This window comes from Methanomassiliicoccales archaeon (assembly GCA_036504055.1).
Taxonomy (GTDB): Archaea; Thermoplasmatota; Thermoplasmata; order Methanomassiliicoccales; family UBA472; genus DASXVU01.
In genome coordinates this window covers 38,313-54,535 of the sequence record DASXVU010000036.1, presented here as the reverse complement: position 1 = coordinate 54,535, position 16,223 = coordinate 38,313, and the positions used below count along the sequence as shown (strand labels likewise).

17 protein-coding genes are annotated in these 16,223 nt (G+C 54.2%); 8 read left to right on the top strand and 9 right to left on the bottom strand.

Going from position 1 to position 16,223, the window contains the following annotated elements:
* Window positions 1–265 precede the first annotated feature (265 nt).
* The 4 genes from VGK23_08930 (at window position 266) to VGK23_08915 (ending at window position 5,010) form a co-directional block, all read left to right on the top strand.
* Window positions 266–2,467 (top strand): PAS domain S-box protein, encoded by a 2,202-nt coding sequence (locus VGK23_08930; GenBank protein ID HEY3420661.1) that lies wholly within the window; start codon window positions 266–268, stop codon window positions 2,465–2,467.
* A 115-nt stretch (window positions 2,468–2,582) separates the two neighbouring features.
* Entirely contained in the window at window positions 2,583–3,050 is a 468-nt protein-coding gene (locus VGK23_08925) for a universal stress protein (GenBank protein ID HEY3420660.1), read from the top strand.
* Window positions 3,051–3,278: 228 nt separating this feature from the next.
* The gene (locus tag VGK23_08920; GenBank protein HEY3420659.1) at window positions 3,279–4,259 is read left to right on the top strand and encodes an ATP-binding cassette domain-containing protein; all 981 of its coding nucleotides are present in this window, start codon (window positions 3,279–3,281) and stop codon (window positions 4,257–4,259) included.
* Window positions 4,252–5,010 (top strand): ABC transporter permease, encoded by a 759-nt coding sequence (locus tag VGK23_08915; protein HEY3420658.1) that lies wholly within the window; start codon window positions 4,252–4,254, stop codon window positions 5,008–5,010. Before VGK23_08920 ends, VGK23_08915 begins: the two co-directional genes overlap by 8 nt.
* Before the next feature lie 15 nt (window positions 5,011–5,025).
* Here VGK23_08915 and VGK23_08910 read toward each other — a convergent pair whose 3' ends face one another.
* On the bottom strand, window positions 5,026–5,376 hold the full coding sequence (locus tag VGK23_08910) for a zinc ribbon domain-containing protein (GenBank protein ID HEY3420657.1): 351 nt from the start codon (window positions 5,374–5,376) through the stop codon (window positions 5,026–5,028).
* A gap of 784 nt (window positions 5,377–6,160) precedes the next feature.
* On the opposite strand from VGK23_08910, the gene VGK23_08905 reads away from it, so the two are divergent.
* Window positions 6,161–6,400 (top strand): hypothetical protein, encoded by a 240-nt coding sequence (locus VGK23_08905; GenBank protein ID HEY3420656.1) that lies wholly within the window; start codon window positions 6,161–6,163, stop codon window positions 6,398–6,400.
* Between the two features lie 51 nt (window positions 6,401–6,451).
* On the opposite strand, the gene VGK23_08900 is transcribed toward VGK23_08905, so the two are convergent.
* Together VGK23_08900 and VGK23_08895 are read right to left on the bottom strand one after the other, a co-directional pair.
* Entirely contained in the window at window positions 6,452–8,116 is a 1,665-nt protein-coding gene (locus VGK23_08900) for an MDR family MFS transporter (GenBank protein HEY3420655.1), read from the bottom strand.
* 28 nt (window positions 8,117–8,144) lie between these two features.
* Entirely contained in the window at window positions 8,145–8,810 is a 666-nt protein-coding gene (locus VGK23_08895; GenBank protein ID HEY3420654.1) for a TetR/AcrR family transcriptional regulator, read from the bottom strand.
* A 241-nt stretch (window positions 8,811–9,051) separates the two neighbouring features.
* Between VGK23_08895 and VGK23_08890 the strand changes: the two genes are divergently transcribed.
* Window positions 9,052–9,396, top strand: a complete 345-nt coding sequence (locus VGK23_08890; GenBank protein HEY3420653.1) for a hypothetical protein — start codon at window positions 9,052–9,054, stop codon at window positions 9,394–9,396.
* A 107-nt stretch (window positions 9,397–9,503) separates the two neighbouring features.
* Here the strand turns inward: VGK23_08890 and VGK23_08885 are convergent, their stop codons facing one another.
* Window positions 9,504–10,247 carry a fibronectin type III domain-containing protein gene (locus tag VGK23_08885; GenBank protein ID HEY3420652.1) on the bottom strand — a complete coding sequence of 248 codons (744 nt, stop codon included), beginning with the start codon at window positions 10,245–10,247 and terminating at the stop codon, window positions 9,504–9,506.
* Window positions 10,248–10,431: 184 nt separating this feature from the next.
* Between VGK23_08885 and VGK23_08880 the strand changes: the two genes are divergently transcribed.
* Window positions 10,432–10,905, top strand: a complete 474-nt coding sequence (locus VGK23_08880; protein HEY3420651.1) for a VOC family protein — start codon at window positions 10,432–10,434, stop codon at window positions 10,903–10,905.
* A gap of 5 nt (window positions 10,906–10,910) precedes the next feature.
* On the opposite strand, the gene VGK23_08875 is transcribed toward VGK23_08880, so the two are convergent.
* The 4 genes from VGK23_08875 to VGK23_08860 form a co-directional block, all read right to left on the bottom strand.
* A complete protein-coding gene (locus VGK23_08875) occupies window positions 10,911–11,354 on the bottom strand; it encodes a flavodoxin family protein (GenBank protein HEY3420650.1) in 444 nt (147 codons plus the stop codon).
* 308 nt (window positions 11,355–11,662) lie between these two features.
* Entirely contained in the window at window positions 11,663–12,067 is a 405-nt protein-coding gene (locus tag VGK23_08870; protein HEY3420649.1) for a hypothetical protein, read from the bottom strand.
* A gap of 103 nt (window positions 12,068–12,170) precedes the next feature.
* On the bottom strand, window positions 12,171–13,076 hold the full coding sequence (locus VGK23_08865) for a polyphosphate kinase 2 family protein (GenBank protein HEY3420648.1): 906 nt from the start codon (window positions 13,074–13,076) through the stop codon (window positions 12,171–12,173).
* Between the two features lie 150 nt (window positions 13,077–13,226).
* A complete protein-coding gene (locus VGK23_08860; protein HEY3420647.1) occupies window positions 13,227–13,553 on the bottom strand; it encodes a hypothetical protein in 327 nt (108 codons plus the stop codon).
* Between the two features lie 281 nt (window positions 13,554–13,834).
* Between VGK23_08860 and ftsZ the strand changes: the two genes are divergently transcribed.
* Complete coding sequence (gene ftsZ / locus VGK23_08855; GenBank protein HEY3420646.1) at window positions 13,835–15,046, top strand: cell division protein FtsZ; 1,212 nt, start codon at window positions 13,835–13,837, stop codon at window positions 15,044–15,046.
* A gap of 425 nt (window positions 15,047–15,471) precedes the next feature.
* On the opposite strand, the gene VGK23_08850 is transcribed toward ftsZ, so the two are convergent.
* Window positions 15,472–16,047, bottom strand: a complete 576-nt coding sequence (locus tag VGK23_08850) for a DUF937 domain-containing protein (GenBank protein ID HEY3420645.1) — start codon at window positions 16,045–16,047, stop codon at window positions 15,472–15,474.
* Window positions 16,048–16,223: the final 176 nt, after the last annotated feature.

Here is a 16,223-nt window from a genome sequence, read left to right as displayed (position 1 = left end):
GGTTGCAATAAGAAGGGATGCCAGCAAGGTCACTTCATTCGGAGGTCATGCCCAAACCTTGTCGTATCAAAGAAATGACGTCTGAGATCGAAGGGCGGTGTCAAAGGTCAAGGACCCTGTATCAACATCACTTCCGAAGCGGATCCTTCGTCTCAATTTGTTTGATCATCGAATCCAGAGCAACTAAAATCATTGACTGAACTCATGGCTCCTAGCTTTTTATATCGAATTTGGATATTCGCTCGATATTAGGAAGTCCGACAAAATGAGTAAGATCAAATCCCTGGTCGTCGACGATGAACCTTACCTTCTCGATCTGACGAAGATTTTCTTGGAAGGCAATGAGGACATCGAAGTGGTGACGGCCGGCTCTGCCGAGGAGGCCTTGGCAAGGATAGAAAATGAGGATTTCGATGTATTGGTGTCTGATTACCAGATGCCGTCCATGGACGGTCTGCAATTGCTCCGTGCCATCAAGGACAAGGGGTACGACCTGCCTTTCATTCTGTTTACCGGAAAGGGAAGAGAGAGCGTGGCGGTGGACGCCCTCAACCTGGGCGCCAGCTATTACCTTCAAAAGGGAGGAGACCCGGGTGCGCAATTCACCGAGCTTGCGAACATCATAAGGAGGTCGGACGAGTCCCAGCGCGCAAAGAGGCAGCTCAAAGAGAGCGAGAACCGGTTCAGGACCCTGGTCCAGAACTCTTCCGATTTCATCACCATAGTGGACGGGAACGGGATAGTGATCTACAGTTCCTCATCGATCGAGAGGATCCTGGGTTACGACGAGAAATTCTTAGTGGGGAAGAGTCCGCTGGAGATCATCCATCCCGACGACCATGAAAAGGTGCTGACCGAACTTAGGTTGGTGAAGGAGAATCGCCAGGACGGTCTACCCGCCGAGTTCAGGGTGAAGAATGTCCATGGCCATTACCTAATGGTTGAGGCTATCGGCAGCAACATGTTCGGCGTGCCCAACGTCGACGGCATGGTCATCACCACCCGCTCCATCGTTGAACGGAAGAAGGTGGAATCGGCGCTGCGGGAGAGCGAAGAGCTATACCACACCCTCTTCGACAAAAGTCCTCTGTCCATGACCCTGAACGGCGTCGATGGCCGGTTCGTGGACGTGAACGAGAAGCACCAGGAGATGGTGGGCATGAAGAAAGGGGATATCGTGGGCAAGACCCCGGTCGATCTAGGATACATCGATGGGTCCGAGTACGAGACCTTGTCGGAGCTGGTTCTGGAAAAGAACGGAACCATGGATCGGTACCCTACGTCCATAATGCAGACCGACGGCCGAAAAAGGCATCTGATGACATCGGCCAGGTTGATCAACTTCAACGGCAAAGCCCACGTCCTGATGATGAACGATGACATGACAGACCTGGTGGAGGTCAAGCAGGACCTGCAGGCAAAGACCGAGGAGCTTGAACGTGAAAGGGCCCGGCTGCAGATGATAGCAGACCTGACCCCGAGCATCGTTTATCAATTGCTGATCGCACCGGACGGGAATCTGCAGTTCCTGTTCGTGAGCAAAGGGGCGGAGAACATCCTTCACCTTCCGGTAGAGACCTGGCAAAATGATATCGGCCGGGTCATGGCGGTAATACTAGACGAGGACTCAGAGCCGTTGATGGCCTCGGTGGTCGACGCGATGGTCTCCAAGAAGCTCTGGGAGAAGGAGTTCCGGATCCTCGACGTGGACGGCACGATGAAGTGGATACTGGGAACGGCCTCCCCTTCCCCTGTACAGGCTGACGGATCAGATATCTGGACAGGTATCTTTACCGATATCACGGAACGGAAGAGAAGCGAGGACGCGCTACGGCGCATGAACCGGCAGCTTAATCTCATGGCCAGCATCACGAGGCATGACTGCCTGAACAAGATCGCAGCCGCCTTTGGGTATCTAGAGCTGGCATCCCGGCGGGTTTCTGACAACGGAACAAAGGATATCCTGACCAAGGCTGCTTCTTCCGTGACCGCAATACGTTCCGAGCTGGAGCTCACCGGTGACCTGCAGGACCTGAGTGGCCAGGATCCGGTGTGGCAGAGCCTAGGGGAGATCGTGAGGAGGTCATCGACCATCTACCCGATCGAGGGCATGGAGGGCGGTCAAGACCTGGAACTGTACGCAAATCCGATGCTGGAGAAGGTCTTCCAGAACCTGGTCGACAATTCGGTACGTCACGGTGAGCACGTCAAAACGATCAGGCTGGAATGCAAAAGGGATGAAAAAGGACTTACCTTGGTGTACGAGGATGATGGCATAGGGATACCGTCCGGGGAAAAGGAAAGGATATTCCTGCGTGGCTACGGAAAGAACACTGGACTGGGATTGTTCCTTATCCAGGAGATACTGAACATGACCTGCATCACCATCGTCGAGAACGGCATCCCGGGTGAAGGCGCCCGTTTTGAGATCCGCGTACCTTTGGGCGGGTACAGATACCGGGCCTAAGCCTCGTTCTCGGGGGCTGGATCATCATTTTCCGTTGAGATCAGCGAAGACTCCCGATCTATTCCGAAATAATAACAACAAATACAACGGGCAACAATGTTCTTCCAGGAGTGTTATGGAACTCTATCGAAGTATTCTTGTTCCCACCGATGGAAGCGAGTACACCAAGGCGGCGACCTTGCATGGACTGGCTTTGGCAAAATTGGCCGGTGCTGAGGTCACTGCGCTGTTCGTGATAGATGACGACGTGTACATGACGAAGACCTGGGGTCCGATCATGCCGACCACCGTTCCCGACCTGACGAAGGTCCTCGAGAGCGAAGGGGCCAAGGCAGTCACCTCGGTTCAATCCGAAGGAGAGAAGATGGGGGTCAAGGTCGTGACCAAGATAGAGTGGGGGTCTCCAGCGAACACGATCGTCAAGGATTCCGGGAACTTCGACCTGATAGTGATGGGCTCGCTCGGCCGTTCGGGTGTCTCGAAGTTCCTAATGGGCAGTGTGGCCGAGAAGGTGGTCCGATTCGCCGAGTGTCCTGTCCTGGTGGTCAAGAACCAAAGGATGGCTGTGCCGAACAAGGAATGACGTTCCCTGTGGGGTTCATAGGATGAATCCTGTGGACACCCTGACTTTCGGATATTGGGTGAGCAATCCATCGGATCGAAGAAGAAAATAAGTATGGATGACTCCGGTATCAACCGTCTCAGACGGTCACGGGCATGTAGCCATCCGTCTGGTCGGACTGATCGGTCGGCCGGTGAGAGGTTGTGGATATTTGAATATCCCGCGGTCCGTCCGCAGTATGTATAGCATGTGAAAGTTTCGAGGGTCCTAACATTGTTGGCGATCGAGGTCAAGCATCTCTCCAAGAGGTTCGGGGATTTTCAGGCGGTCACGGACATAAACCTATCTGTCCAGGATGGAGAGACCTTCGGGTTCCTCGGCCCCAATGGCGCAGGCAAGACCACGACCATCCGTATCCTGACCGGCATCTCCGCCCCCACCGAGGGAACGGCGTCCATCTTCGGGCTGGACATCGTCAAGGAGACCATCGCCGCCAAGGGGTTGATGGGAGTGGTACCTGAGACCTCGAACGTCTACGACGATCTGTCGGCATGGCGCAACCTGATGTTCTCCGCCGAACTTTACGGAATCGGCAAGAGCGTTAGGGAAAGGAAGGGTCAAGAGCTTCTCGAAATGTTCGGGCTGTGGTCAAGGAGGGGTGATAAGGCCAGAGGATACTCCAAAGGGATGAAGCGACGACTTACTCTGGCCATGGGGCTCATCAATGAGCCGCGCCTACTATTCCTGGATGAGCCGACCTCGGGCTTGGACGTGCAGAGCAATCTGATCATCCGGGATGTCATCCGGGACCTGAACGCAAGGAAGGTGACTGTCTTCCTTACCACGCATAACATCGAGGAGGCCAACCTGGTCTGCGATCATGTGGCGATCGTCAACCGGGGACGCATCGCCGCCGTAGATTCGCCGGAAAGGCTCAAGGGGACCATCCAGAGCGTGCAGTCGGTGGAGGTGGCATTCGACCGGCCTTCAGCTGAACTGATGGAAACACTAAAAGGAATGGGCCGGGCCAGCGAGGTCCGTAAGGAAGGGGACAAGTTCCGGATATTCACCGAGGACCCCGCGGCGGTCATGGCGGAGCTGATGGAGTATTCGAAGATGCAGGCGAACCGGATAATCAGCATGAACACTTTCGGACCGAGCCTGGAGGACGTCTTCATCAAGCTGACGGGCCTGGAGATCAACGCCAAGGGGGTGAGGACGGTTGACTGAGGCCGCATGGTACCGGCAGCCGGTCATCGAACTGAAAGCGGCCTGGGCCATTGCCAAGAAAGACATGCGGATCTACTACATCAAGCCGAACATCATCGTCTCCGGGATAATGTTCCCGCTCTTCATGTTCCTGGCCTTCTCCGTCAGCACCACGGCCGGTCCGGAACTGCTGGTTCCCGGTCTCATCGCCATCACCATTCTGTTCTCGGCATCATCCATCGAACCGGTGTCCATACCGATAGAAAGGAGGACGAAGACCTTCGACCGCCTGCTTTCCGCGCCGGTTTCGCTGAACAGCGTGGTCCTGGGAGAAAGCCTGAGCGGGTTCCTGTACAGCATAGGCATCGCCTTCATCCCGTTGGTGGCCGGGATACTGATCTTCGGCCTGGGAGTAGTCAGCATCCTCCCCCTGGTGTTGGGTCTCCTCCTGACCTCTTTCTGCATCGCCTCCATGGGGACGCTGTTCGCTTCCTATCCGACAGAGAGCCCGGGGGACATCATGTCCATGCTCAACCTCGTCCGATTGCCGCTGGTGTTCATCTCCGGGGTGTTCATACCGCTGGCATCGATCCCGTCCTACGCCCAGTTCGTGACCTATTTCTCACCTCTGACCTACGGGTTCGACCTCATTCATGCCGCCTATACCGGAACCTCGCACTTCGATCCCTTGGTTGACGTGGGCATGCTGGTACTTTTCATCGTGATCTTCCAGGTGGCGGCGGACCGGCTTTATGACCGGTACAAGGCCTGACGGTCGAAAAGTCGATCACAGAAAGATCAGGATAATGAAGAAGATCTGCAGGAACAATACCGCGGTCACCAGGTTGCGGAGGCCGTCCACCTTACGTTCCAACTGACCGCCCTGCATTGGTGGATATGGATAGTTCGGGATGTAGGGATACGGTGGTGGTGGACACTGAGAGGGCTGACCGCCCGGTCCAGGCTGCTGAGGGGAACCAGGCGAGGTAGCTACGAAGGTCTTTCCACACTTCGGACAATAAGTGGCTTGTTCGGGAACATCCGCTCCGCAATTCCAACATTTTTGCATGGACTCACCAGACCGAAGATATGTGCCGATGACCATCAGGTTCCAGGCGCATACCTCAGGAACGGTCAAGGAAGGTACTCTATAAAAATGGTACTATCATCGATAGTAACAATGCGGAATATCCCGACCATGTCTGTGGCTGGGGACCTCAGCAGCTCCGGAACCTGATAGCGTATAATGATCATGGACAATTTGATTAACCCTAGATCCCGACTGGATTCTCCTCGACCGTATGGCAGTCATTAAACCATGGTCCGAAATACAAATGGCCCGTTCATTTCCCTGAAGACTGAACGGGGAGTCGATACAAAACAAGTGCAAAACGGCAGTGACGATTCATATAGTCTGCGGGAGGATAGAATATTGGCGTGTGCCCATAGGGAGGCAAACGAATGCGGATCTAGTGGTCCACGAAGGACAGATGGAAGAAAATCATTACGGGGTCTGGACCGATTTTTCGTCTCTCCGACAACCCCCTCCAGACCTCGGTCGATCTCACATTAGGAAAGGACTCAAAGGAAGAAGGCTAGACTCATTTATAGCCTCTTCTTTCCAAATCGATGCTGTTCATGGACGAATGAGGTCACCGGTCTCTGTCCTGACACGATCAATAAACGATCCGTCATTGTATCCTTTCCAACGGCCAGGTCACCCGGTCCATCACATTCGTTTCCATAAATGCTATGTTTCCCGCATTCCGGACATTTCAGAAGCTTGACGCTTCCGATGTGGATCAAGGAGGGGTGCCAAGGGTATTCGAAGATCGCTGCGCACCTTGGACACTTTGCTTCCATGGAGCAACTTGGAAGGCGATGGACCAACAATTATAACCTCATGTCTGTCTAGTCCGGTATTGAAAGAAGGAATCAAGAACGGTCTTGCCATGAATATCGGTATTTCCTCTTGGGACAGGTGGGCACCGGCCGCCTATCTTCTGGTCATCGGTCTTGCCGCCGGATACGGTATCGGGTTGGCCATCGGATCAAGCGGCACAATTGGTTCTGATCCGGCCTTGTTCGTTCTGTTGCCGTTAGCGATGATATTGGCCGCTTTTGTCGCCTTGGTCATTGTCTCAAAACGTATCAGAAAATAGACGGGAACCAAAAAGGCAATGCTGAAAAAGGGAAATTAAAAGGTTTGTGCGTCACTTCTTGACCATTTTGTGGTGCGAAGGAAGGTCTATCGCCACTGCCATCTCTGTCTTCAGGACGTCCTTGGCCGGCTCATTCTCTGCGGAGGCTGTCTCGTGGTACTCCTCAGCGCTCTTTAGCGGCACGCCCTTAATCAATACGCTCGTGACCAGGGCGAACATCACTATGATGGCCCCCATCAGGAACATGTAGGTGATGCTGTTGCTCAGAGAGAGACGGATCGACTCCATTATCGGGCCGGGTATGGTCGCTGCGGCCGGGGACATCAGCAGCCCCCCGATCGAATTGACGTCGGTGGTGGGCAGGCTGGACACGGCTCCGGCGGGCAGGTTGCGGCCGAGCTCCTCGACCATGCGCTGGTTGACTATGGCGCCCAGTACGGTCACTCCGATGGTCCCACCGATGCTACGGAACAGGGTCATCGACGATGTCACCACTCCCATCTCCTTCTTGGACACGACGTTCTGGGCTGCCACCATGTAGTTGGACATGACCGCGCCCAGACCCATGCCGACGATGACCAGATAGATGATCGCGTCGGTCTGCGAGCTGCCTGCGTGAAGCGTCGACAGCATGTACAGGCCGAATGCGGACATCGGGGGTCCGATCAATAGCCACACCTTGTATCCCGTGCGTTTGAGCAGGAATCCGCTAGTTAGTATGGTTATCATGACCCCGATCATCAGGGGGATGAGCGTCTCACCGCTGCTGGTGGCGCTCATACCTATGACCGCCTGCAGGAACATGGGCAGGAAGGCTATGACGCCGAACAGGCCCATGGAGATTATCATCAGGCCCAGGCTTCCCAGGGTGAAGATCGGCTCGCGGAACAGGTGCAGCGGCAGGATCGGGTCCTCCGCCCTACGTTCATTGAGCACGAACGCCACCAGCGACAGGACGGACAGCACTGTCATTCCGATGATCTCGACGCTGCCCCAGGAGTAGGTGCTCCCGCCCCAGGTCATGACCAGCAGAGCTGGTGTGAGACACGAGGCCAGGGTGACCATCCCGGTGTAGTCGATGCGCTTTGACGTGTCGCTCTCCTGGTTGGGGAACTTCATCGATGTGACGGCCAGCGCCAATATTCCTACCGGCAGGTTCACGTAGAACACCCAGCGCCAGTCGAGGTTGTCGACTATGAATCCGCCCAAGAACGGGCCGATGACGCTGGAGATGGCGAATATGCCTCCCATCATGCCCTGGATCTTACCCCTCTCTGTTGGAGCGTAGAGATCTGCGACCGTGGCCATTGCCACCGGCATTATCACACCTCCACCGACACCCTGGATTGCCCGACAGGCGATGAGCATCTCCATCGAGTTCGACATTCCCGCCAGCACCGAACCGGCCAGGAACAGGCCCATGCCGGCCAGGAAGACTGGCTTCCTTCCGTAGCGGTCAGACATCTTGCCAGCCACTGGTATGGCGAGCACTTCGCCCAACATATAGGCGGTGAACAGCCAGGCGAACATGTTCATGCCGCCCAGGTCGCCCACGATCTTCGGCAGGCTGGTGCCGACCACCGTCTGGTCCAGGCTGGATACCAGCATTCCGAGTGAGAGGCCGATCATGATGAAATTGCGGGTGCGGTGCTCCGACTTCTTCTCCGCAGTCAGCGGCCCCGCCTCTTTCTTCTCTTTCTTTGGTCTTCCGAACAACGTAATCACTTCCTTCTTTGATCGTGAATCACACGCCGCAGCCGTTCTTCATGCTGCGTTGTTTGAACTCTCTCAGAAACTCCAGGAAGGTCCCCTCCCCGGCTCCGAGCAGGCGTTCCGACAGGAACGCGATGATCCGGATGCTTCTTTCTTGATCCTCGCAATAATCTGTCCCGGAGTTGGCATGGGCAATGACTCCCTTGATCCCGAACAGCGCGACAGCGGTCTCCCGCGGATAGGGGGTGTTGAAGACTCCTTCTTCCACACCTTGCCTGATTATCGCTTCCATCGCTGGTACCAGGAACTTCATGGTGCGCATCTCCAGCTGAAGATGCAGCGCCTGGTTGCGCTCTTCGTGGAAGAACTTCATCAGTTTTCCACAGCGGAGGCGGACGATGTCGGAGGAATGGCTCATCTCCTGCAGCCGCTCCATGGCGGTGAGGCCCTCTCGCTTTGTGGCCTCGACCACGACCTGCTCCACCTCGTCCAGTATACGGTCCACGATTGCGGCGAGGAGCTCCTCGCGTGATTTGAAATAGTAATAGAACAGGCCCTTGGCGACACCGACACGCTGGACGATATCGTCGACGGAAGTGTTCTCGAATCCCTTCTCGTTGAACAGCGCTTCGGCCGCGTTGATGAACTCGATGCGACGGTCGGATGCGGGTTTGGTAGTTCTTGGCGTTTTAATCACTTCGACTGACGGTCAGTCAAATCCGGTCTTCTATATGAACTAGAGCATCCTAACAACCGAAAGTGATTGTATATTTGCAATTAAAAGATGTCACATTTATTATCTCAAAGAATGGCCAGAAATATATCCAGAGGGTTGTGATGACTTTCGAGAGGCAACGGCCCAGGACGATTCTTCAGGAGGGATCATTCCCAAAAGTTCATCAACAGGGCAGGCATGGTTAAGGGTATAGGTCACTATCATGAAACACTCCAACAATATGCGGGAAAAGCCGACCAGGAAGGACAATGCAGAGGCGACCGCTAAGAAGGCCGCCGTTGAGAAGAGGGGAAGCGCACATTTGGGTAGCGATAATGACCGTATAGAGATCGGAAAAGGGGAAGCCAATTCAGGTGTGGGGGTAAACAGGATGATCGGGCCATCAGAGAGGATGGCGCCCTTTGAGGATGCAAACCCCGTTGTCTCTTCTAAAGACACGACAGTCGAGACGGAACACAAGAAAGAGCGTAACAGAAGCACCTGGATTAAAGGATCCTCCGAGTCCAAGAAAATGAGTAAAGATCATAACGTGAAAGGGAAATTGTGAGTCCCAGGGCACTCACTGGATCCTTTTCTTGTTCGGGGTCGCCTCCAGGGCCTCAATTTCTTATTGTTCGGGCATCATTTTGAGCTCATAATATCTGGCCTTATCTTCTAGTGATGCAGCCTCCCTCTCATCTTTCTATACAGGGTCATGAAATCCAGAAATGCGAGGATGGCAACCACCATCGCCGTTCCGATCAGCAGGTTCGTGTCGACAACGTCCACTCTTACTTGGGATGGCTGCGGACCGGAACGGATGGTGGCGGAGAAAGGCCCTACCGTTCCATCGAACACACCTTGGACTCGGAAGTAATAATCCGCATCCTTGGTCAGATCAGAAACGGTGATGCTGTTGTATCTCGAAGTCACCGTGATGTTCTTCAATACCACCTGGAAAGAACTAGAATCGGACACCTGGACCAGATAGGCGGTCAATCCGGCCAAACTAGCCGGTGCGGTCCATTTCAGGGTGATGGAACAATTTGAGCACCTCGTGGCGTTCAAGTTTGAAGGCCCCATCTCTTCCGAGATAAGGCTGAAGGTGGCAATCGGCGCGATGGCACGGCATAGCGCCCCGGCTACTACATGGTTGATCAGGCATCTTGCACGATCATCACTTGATATCAAACGATGATCCAATTCGCCTATCCCTAGGCAGAGAACGGCTGGATCTACATTTCCATACGCTTCCGTTGCCTTTCCGGTTTGACCTATTGAATCGTCAGGAACGCTCGTTCCAATGGTCTCGATACTGCTTTTTGAGGTCGCCGCGTTCGATGGCGTGGAGGCTATCATCTCGCCCAAGAATAGGAATGCGACCACCATTATTGTCGCGGCTTTTAGCCTCCATGGCACTAAGTTACCCTGTTGAATTAGGTGATGACCGAATATAAATAACTTTAAATTAGGTCGATTTTTCGCCTTTATTATTTAACGATTGTAATTCGGAGCAATTATATCGATAAGGTTGGTATGGATTATGTTTACTCCTCGAGGTCTCCTGCAAATCACTAAATAATCCACGATGCCAATCGAATGCATGCAAAAGATTACTCCATTTTTGTGGTTCAATAATAATGCGGAAGAGGCCATGGACTTTTACACATCTGTGTTCAAGAACTCAAACAAGGGCATGATAACCAGATACGGGAAAGCTGGTCCCGGTCCGGAGGGAACGGTAATGTCGGTCACGTTCCAGCTAGAGGGACAGGAATTCTTTGCGCTGAACGGCGGTCCGGTATACTCTTTCACGCCTGCCATATCGATGTTCGTGGACTGCAAAGACCAGGACGAGGTTGATCGCTTATGGGAGATGCTTTCGGAGGGCGGTCGCAAGGACCGATGCGGGTGGCTCGTGGATAAGTTCGGAATTTCATGGCAGGTAGTTCCGACAGTACTGAACGAGATGCTCAGGGATCCGGATCCAGTGAAGGCGCAGCGGGTCATGGAGGCAATGCTGAAAATGGACAAACTCATCATCAAGGACCTGAAAGAGGCGTATGACCGGAAGTAAGCATGCTAGATCTTGAGCCCTTTCGCGAACTCCCTGGCCTTGTTCAGATCATTCTCGTCCGGTCTCCCTTTGTTTATCCCACCGACCAATTTGAAAGGCGACCAGGTGTCCCAGGCCTTACAGGCAAAATCGCCTCCATTGGTAAATCCCTTGGCTTCTAGGGCCCTCCATAATTTCACGTGCGAATCGGTCGTCCCATAGCCGCCAGTTGAGAATACGAAGGCCTTGGACTTGGAGCCAGGCAGCATGTCCACCAGCTTCAGCAGGCTTGCATGAAATTTCCCATAGAAGATACCCGAACCGAACCCTACCAGATCGTAGCTTTGGATAATGGCCGGATCGACCGCCTTCGCTTCCTTCAGATCGGCACCGAGGACCTCTGCGATGACCTTGGCCACCTTTTCCGTGTTCCCATGCGAGACCGATACATACACCACAAGGCTCTTCATACCCACCGTTCAAACAACGCGGCATTAACGATATTAAACATTCCTCGCTGGCGGAAGTCAACATTGACCGATGGAGGATCGGTGATCTTCGGCAGGTCACCTTCTTACCGCATGAGCCGCCTCACTCCGCGCCGGTCAATGGTGCAGCGCAGTATGGGTAGGATCTGCCACATCTCCGGGGGTTTCCATTCGGCTCTAACAACTCGGGGTAGTCGGGGGTAATGATAGTGTCGAGGCCGGACTACCATATTCGGCCGACGAATGAAAGGACCCTCGGACGCTGGGCGACATCCAATCGTATCATAAGATCAACGTCCGAACCATACTTTGGTCTTCCTCGATTGGATCGAGACCAGAACGTATATCGCGATCAGTAGCCAGATGAGTGGAATGATCACCGTCGACATGTGGCTGGCGTCCGCTCTGGAAAAAGCTACTAGCGCGATGGCGAAGTTGAGAACTGAGAGTACGGTAAGATAGAGCCAGACGGGTCGCCACCCGATAAGACAACCTATTCCCAGAATGAAATTGGCTATGGCAACGATGGTTGTGGTCAATACCAGCGGACCCTCATTGAAGGTCTGACCAGACAGGTCGATCAGATGGGCCAGTCCGAAGCTCCCTAATATGGGAAACAAGAAGATCAGGCCGGCGAATATGGAGAGAACGCCGATGATCGTGATCCGCAAAGGTCTCTTTCTTATTCCGTCCATCAAGATCATTCCACAGAGATCAGGCGAGCGTCCATTAGATTATGATATGGACTCCGTAGCGACAAGAGACCTGATATTGTTCCAGGGGGATGGGTTCGATCGATCATTCTTCCTTCAACCGTTTCTTCGCTTCATCCAAAGCCTTCTTGACCTCTTTCGAGGGCTGGGGATACTGGAGATGTAACGACTCTATCGTCCGGGCCATGATGCTGGAGATAAGCGTCCGGGCCAGCCATTTCTGGTCCGCAGGAATGATGTACCAGGGTGCCTCTTCGGTGCTGGTCGCCGAGAGCATCTTCTCATAGGCCTTCGTATAGTCGTCCCAAAGGTCCCTTTCCTTGATGTCTGCCGGGTTGAATTTCCACTGCTTCTTCGGGTCGTCAAGCCTGGCCAGGAACCTCTCCTTCTGTTCTTCCAGGGATTCATGGAGGAAGAACTTCAGTATGGCCGTCCCGTTGCGAACGAGATGACGCTCGATATCATTGATCGATTCATAGCGTTCCTGCCACAGATCCTTTCCTTTCTTGCTTCCTGGTAATCTTTGTTGCTCCAGCAGTTCTGGATGCACCCTGACCACCAGGACCTCCTCGTAATAGGAGCGGTTGAAGATCCCGATCATGCCCCTTTCCGGCAGGGCCCCATAGCAGCGCCACAGGAAGTCATGGCCTAGCTCCTTTGCCGACGGCACTTTGAAACCGGTCACCTGGCAACCCTGCGGGTTCACGCCGGACATGACATGTTCGATAATTCCATCCTTGCCCGCCGCATCCATCCCTTGGAGGATCATTAGCATGGAATGGGAGGATTCTGCCCACAGCAGTTCCTGGACCCGTTCCAGTTCCTCTCTGCTCCGTTCCAATATCTTGTCCGCGTTCTCTTTCGATAGGACCAGGCCGTTAAGGTCCAGATCATCGCAATCCTTCCAGCTGGTGGGATATTCCTCGAGCTTTACCTTCTTGTTCGGAGGTACCAAGGTCCGCGGTATCAACCTATCGTTATCATCAGCCATTCCATTCAACCTGCATATTGCGATTGGAAGCCGACGATATTTATGCTTGAAGGAAAGGCCGTGGCCTGAGAAATGTTACATCTTTGGTCAATCGTTGAGATTGGATCATGGGCAAGGGCCGGGTCCTTAAAGACCATAGCTATTTCCATCTCAGCCCAGGATGAACCCGATGATCGCACCGATGGCAAAGCCGATCGTCAGCGGCAGCAGGCCGATCAGAAAGGCACCCAGATGCAAAGCTGAAGGACCGTATTGTTGGGCCAGGTGCTGCAGGGTGGAGATGTCCAGCGAATAGAAACCCAGATAGACGGCCACCGCGATGATGACGACGATGATTATCGCCAACTTGAGGAACTTGGCCGCTAGGAACCCGACGATCAGTCCGATGACCAATGGCATTGACATCACCGCCAGGGTCGGAATCCCGCCGATGTTTCCATGCAATATGAAATTCAATACTTCGTCGATCAGTCCCATTTGAGCTTCCTACCTAACCGGTAAGTTGGACCATCCGCTATATGATTTGATAGGATTGAATAGCTTCAGGTTAGAGTGATAATGCCCTGATGGAGCGCCTGTTCGAATTCTTAGGCTAAGGTCTCAATGTTCTGATTTCACCAGGATCACTGGGCTGTTGATGGGAGATGCAAGAATTGTTAAATTATCCGAAGTATCGCATTTTTTTATATTCCTATTTAAATCTGGACCTTAGAAATATTTAATATCAACTAGGGCGCTATATATTCGGGGATGCACAAATGCCAAGCTCATTGGTAAAGGATGCGCTATCGACCGCCGGAGCTAAGCAACCGGCAAATGCAAGTGTAGGAAACCAACCGGCGCCACAAGCGCCGGTGAGCGCGAGCGACGAGGAACTGCTCCGTATAGCCGCTCAGCTGGATGTCTGTATCAAGATCGTCGGCTGTGGCGGTGGCGGCTGCAATACCATCAACCGCTGCGTTGATGCAGGTATCAGCGGAGCACAGCTCTGCGCCATCAACACCGACGCAAAGCATCTGCTCACCATTCGCGCGCCGAAGAAGATATTGATCGGAAAGTCCAAGACCCGGGGTCTGGGGGCAGGAGCGAAGCCAGAAGTGGGAGAGGAAGCGGCGAGAGAGAATGATGGTGAGATCAGGGACTTCCTGAACGGGGCGAACATAGTTTTCGTGACGGCGGGTATGGGAGGCGGGACCGGAACCGGTTCGGCGCATTACGTCGCTGGCATCGCCAAGGAACAGATACGCGCCCTGACGCTGGGAGTGGTTACCATCCCGTTCAAGGCGGAAGGGACCCTCCGGATGGAGAATGCCTTGACTGGGCTGAACAAGCTGAGGCAGGCCTGCGACACCACGATCGTGGTGCCGAACGACAAATTGCTGGAGATGGTCCCCAAGCTGCCCATCGAGGCGGCGTTCAAGGTGGCCGATGAGGTGCTGATGCAGACCATCAAGGGACTCACCGAGATCATCACCAAGCCCGGACTGGTCAACCTGGACTACGCCGACATCCAGACCGTCATGAACGAGGGCGGGGTGGCGTTCGTCGGTATCGGCGAGGCGAACACAGATTCGGACGACCGGGTCAAGGATGCGGTCCATGAGGCCCTGACGTCCCCGATGCTGGGAGAGATCGACCTGAGGATGGCAAGGGGCGCCTTGATCCGCGTCGTCGGAGGACCGGACATGACCGTCGGCGAAGCCCAGAAGGCCGCCGACATAGTGACCAAGTCGGTCAGCGAACGGGCCAGGATCATCTGGGGCTGTTCGATCGAGCCCGAGCTCACCGGGACGATCAAGGTCCTGCTCATCGTCACCGGTGCTAAGAGCAAGTACATGCTCGATGCCAGAGGTGCGGGGATGAGCGCGCAGCAGGCCCAGAGGGAAACGTCCCAATACGCGGCCAGTAAGGTGCCCTTGCAATACCAGCAACCAAGGCAGCAGAACGACGGTGTGGATTTCGTGCGCTGATCTTGGGGGCTAACGGGCTGCGTCGGCAGGACACCTCTCCTTCCCCACAGGAAGGCGACACCCCTGATCATGTGAGCATCGCCAGACCAACGCAGGACAGGCCAGATGCTTCTCCGCCGGTGGTTGCATCGAATATCATAGGTGCCAGGTCCTGAAAGGCAGTAGTGCACCCTCTATGCATTTTGGCGAAGGTCACCGTCCGGCGCAAACCGGCCTTAACCAGGCACAGCATACGATTCCATTTTCTTCCATGATCGGACATGGATCATGCTCGATCCGCCATGTTCCAGGACGCAACGTCTTTCGTAGAACTCAGAGCATTGAAATCCGCAACTGAAGAGTTCGCCGGAACGGATGTCTAGCCTGAATATTTCAGGCTAGGCCAGCTGCTTTCTCTATGTCCCGGACAGGAGATGGTGATCTATTCATTTCCCGAACATGTTCTTCAGTTTCGCCATCAGGCCCCCGCCTCCCACCTGGCCTATGTTCAGCTGCTTGGAGAGGTCGGAGGCCTCAGGAGAGGACTGCATGGCCATCTTGGACTGGCTTCCGAGCAGTGCGGATAGGCCTTTGCTGTCCATGTTACCCTGGGTGAACATCTTCCCGACCTGTCCCATTATCATCGGGGCCACCATAGCCAGTAACTTACCGACGCCGTCCGGGGCCAGTCCTGACTTCTTGGAGATCGCGCTCTGCATCGGGCCCATTTGGTTCCCCATCAGCTTGTTCAGCATGTCCGAGCCTCCCGATGTGTCTGGGTTGTTGATCTGGGCGCTCAAATTGTCAGGAGTGCTACTACCTGTTTTCGGTATCATGTTGGCCAGCTCCTCGGCCCCTCCGGGCTTCGAGGCCTTGTCCGCCATGGAACCCATGATCAGCGGCAATCCCATGCCAAGCGCGGACTTGACCGACTTTTCATCCCCTCCGACCGACTTCCCCATGGCGGACAGATTGTCCCCAGAGGATAGCATGCCCATCACACTATCAACGATTGAGTTCATGGTGTTAGTTTGCAGGTGACATATTATTAACATTTGGGTGCAGTACCGACATGACATCATCAGTTAAACCTAGCCCATGCTTGAATATTCTAATAAATGCTAATGGTCGGAATGATGATCCTTACCGAACGGAGCAAATGTATGTTCGGTCCTTCACGGCTTTGTCTGAGTACAGA

Excerpts from the sequence above, each read along its gene's own strand:
- VGK23_08930 (HEY3420661.1), top strand. The coding sequence starts at position 266 with ATGAGTAAGATCAAATCCCTGGTCGTCGACGATGAACCTTACCTTCTC.
- VGK23_08925 (HEY3420660.1), top strand. The coding sequence starts at position 2,583 with ATGGAACTCTATCGAAGTATTCTTGTTCCCACCGATGGAAGCGAGTAC.
- VGK23_08890 (HEY3420653.1), top strand. The coding sequence starts at position 9,052 with ATGAAACACTCCAACAATATGCGGGAAAAGCCGACCAGGAAGGACAAT.
- VGK23_08880 (HEY3420651.1), top strand. The coding sequence starts at position 10,432 with ATGCAAAAGATTACTCCATTTTTGTGGTTCAATAATAATGCGGAAGAG.
- VGK23_08875 (HEY3420650.1), bottom strand. The coding sequence starts at position 11,354 with ATGAAGAGCCTTGTGGTGTATGTATCGGTCTCGCATGGGAACACGGAA.
- VGK23_08870 (HEY3420649.1), bottom strand. The coding sequence starts at position 12,067 with ATGGACGGAATAAGAAAGAGACCTTTGCGGATCACGATCATCGGCGTT.
- VGK23_08865 (HEY3420648.1), bottom strand. The coding sequence starts at position 13,076 with ATGGCTGATGATAACGATAGGTTGATACCGCGGACCTTGGTACCTCCG.
- VGK23_08860 (HEY3420647.1), bottom strand. The coding sequence starts at position 13,553 with ATGGGACTGATCGACGAAGTATTGAATTTCATATTGCATGGAAACATC.
- ftsZ (HEY3420646.1), top strand. The coding sequence starts at position 13,835 with ATGCCAAGCTCATTGGTAAAGGATGCGCTATCGACCGCCGGAGCTAAG.
- VGK23_08850 (HEY3420645.1), bottom strand. The coding sequence starts at position 16,047 with ATGAACTCAATCGTTGATAGTGTGATGGGCATGCTATCCTCTGGGGAC.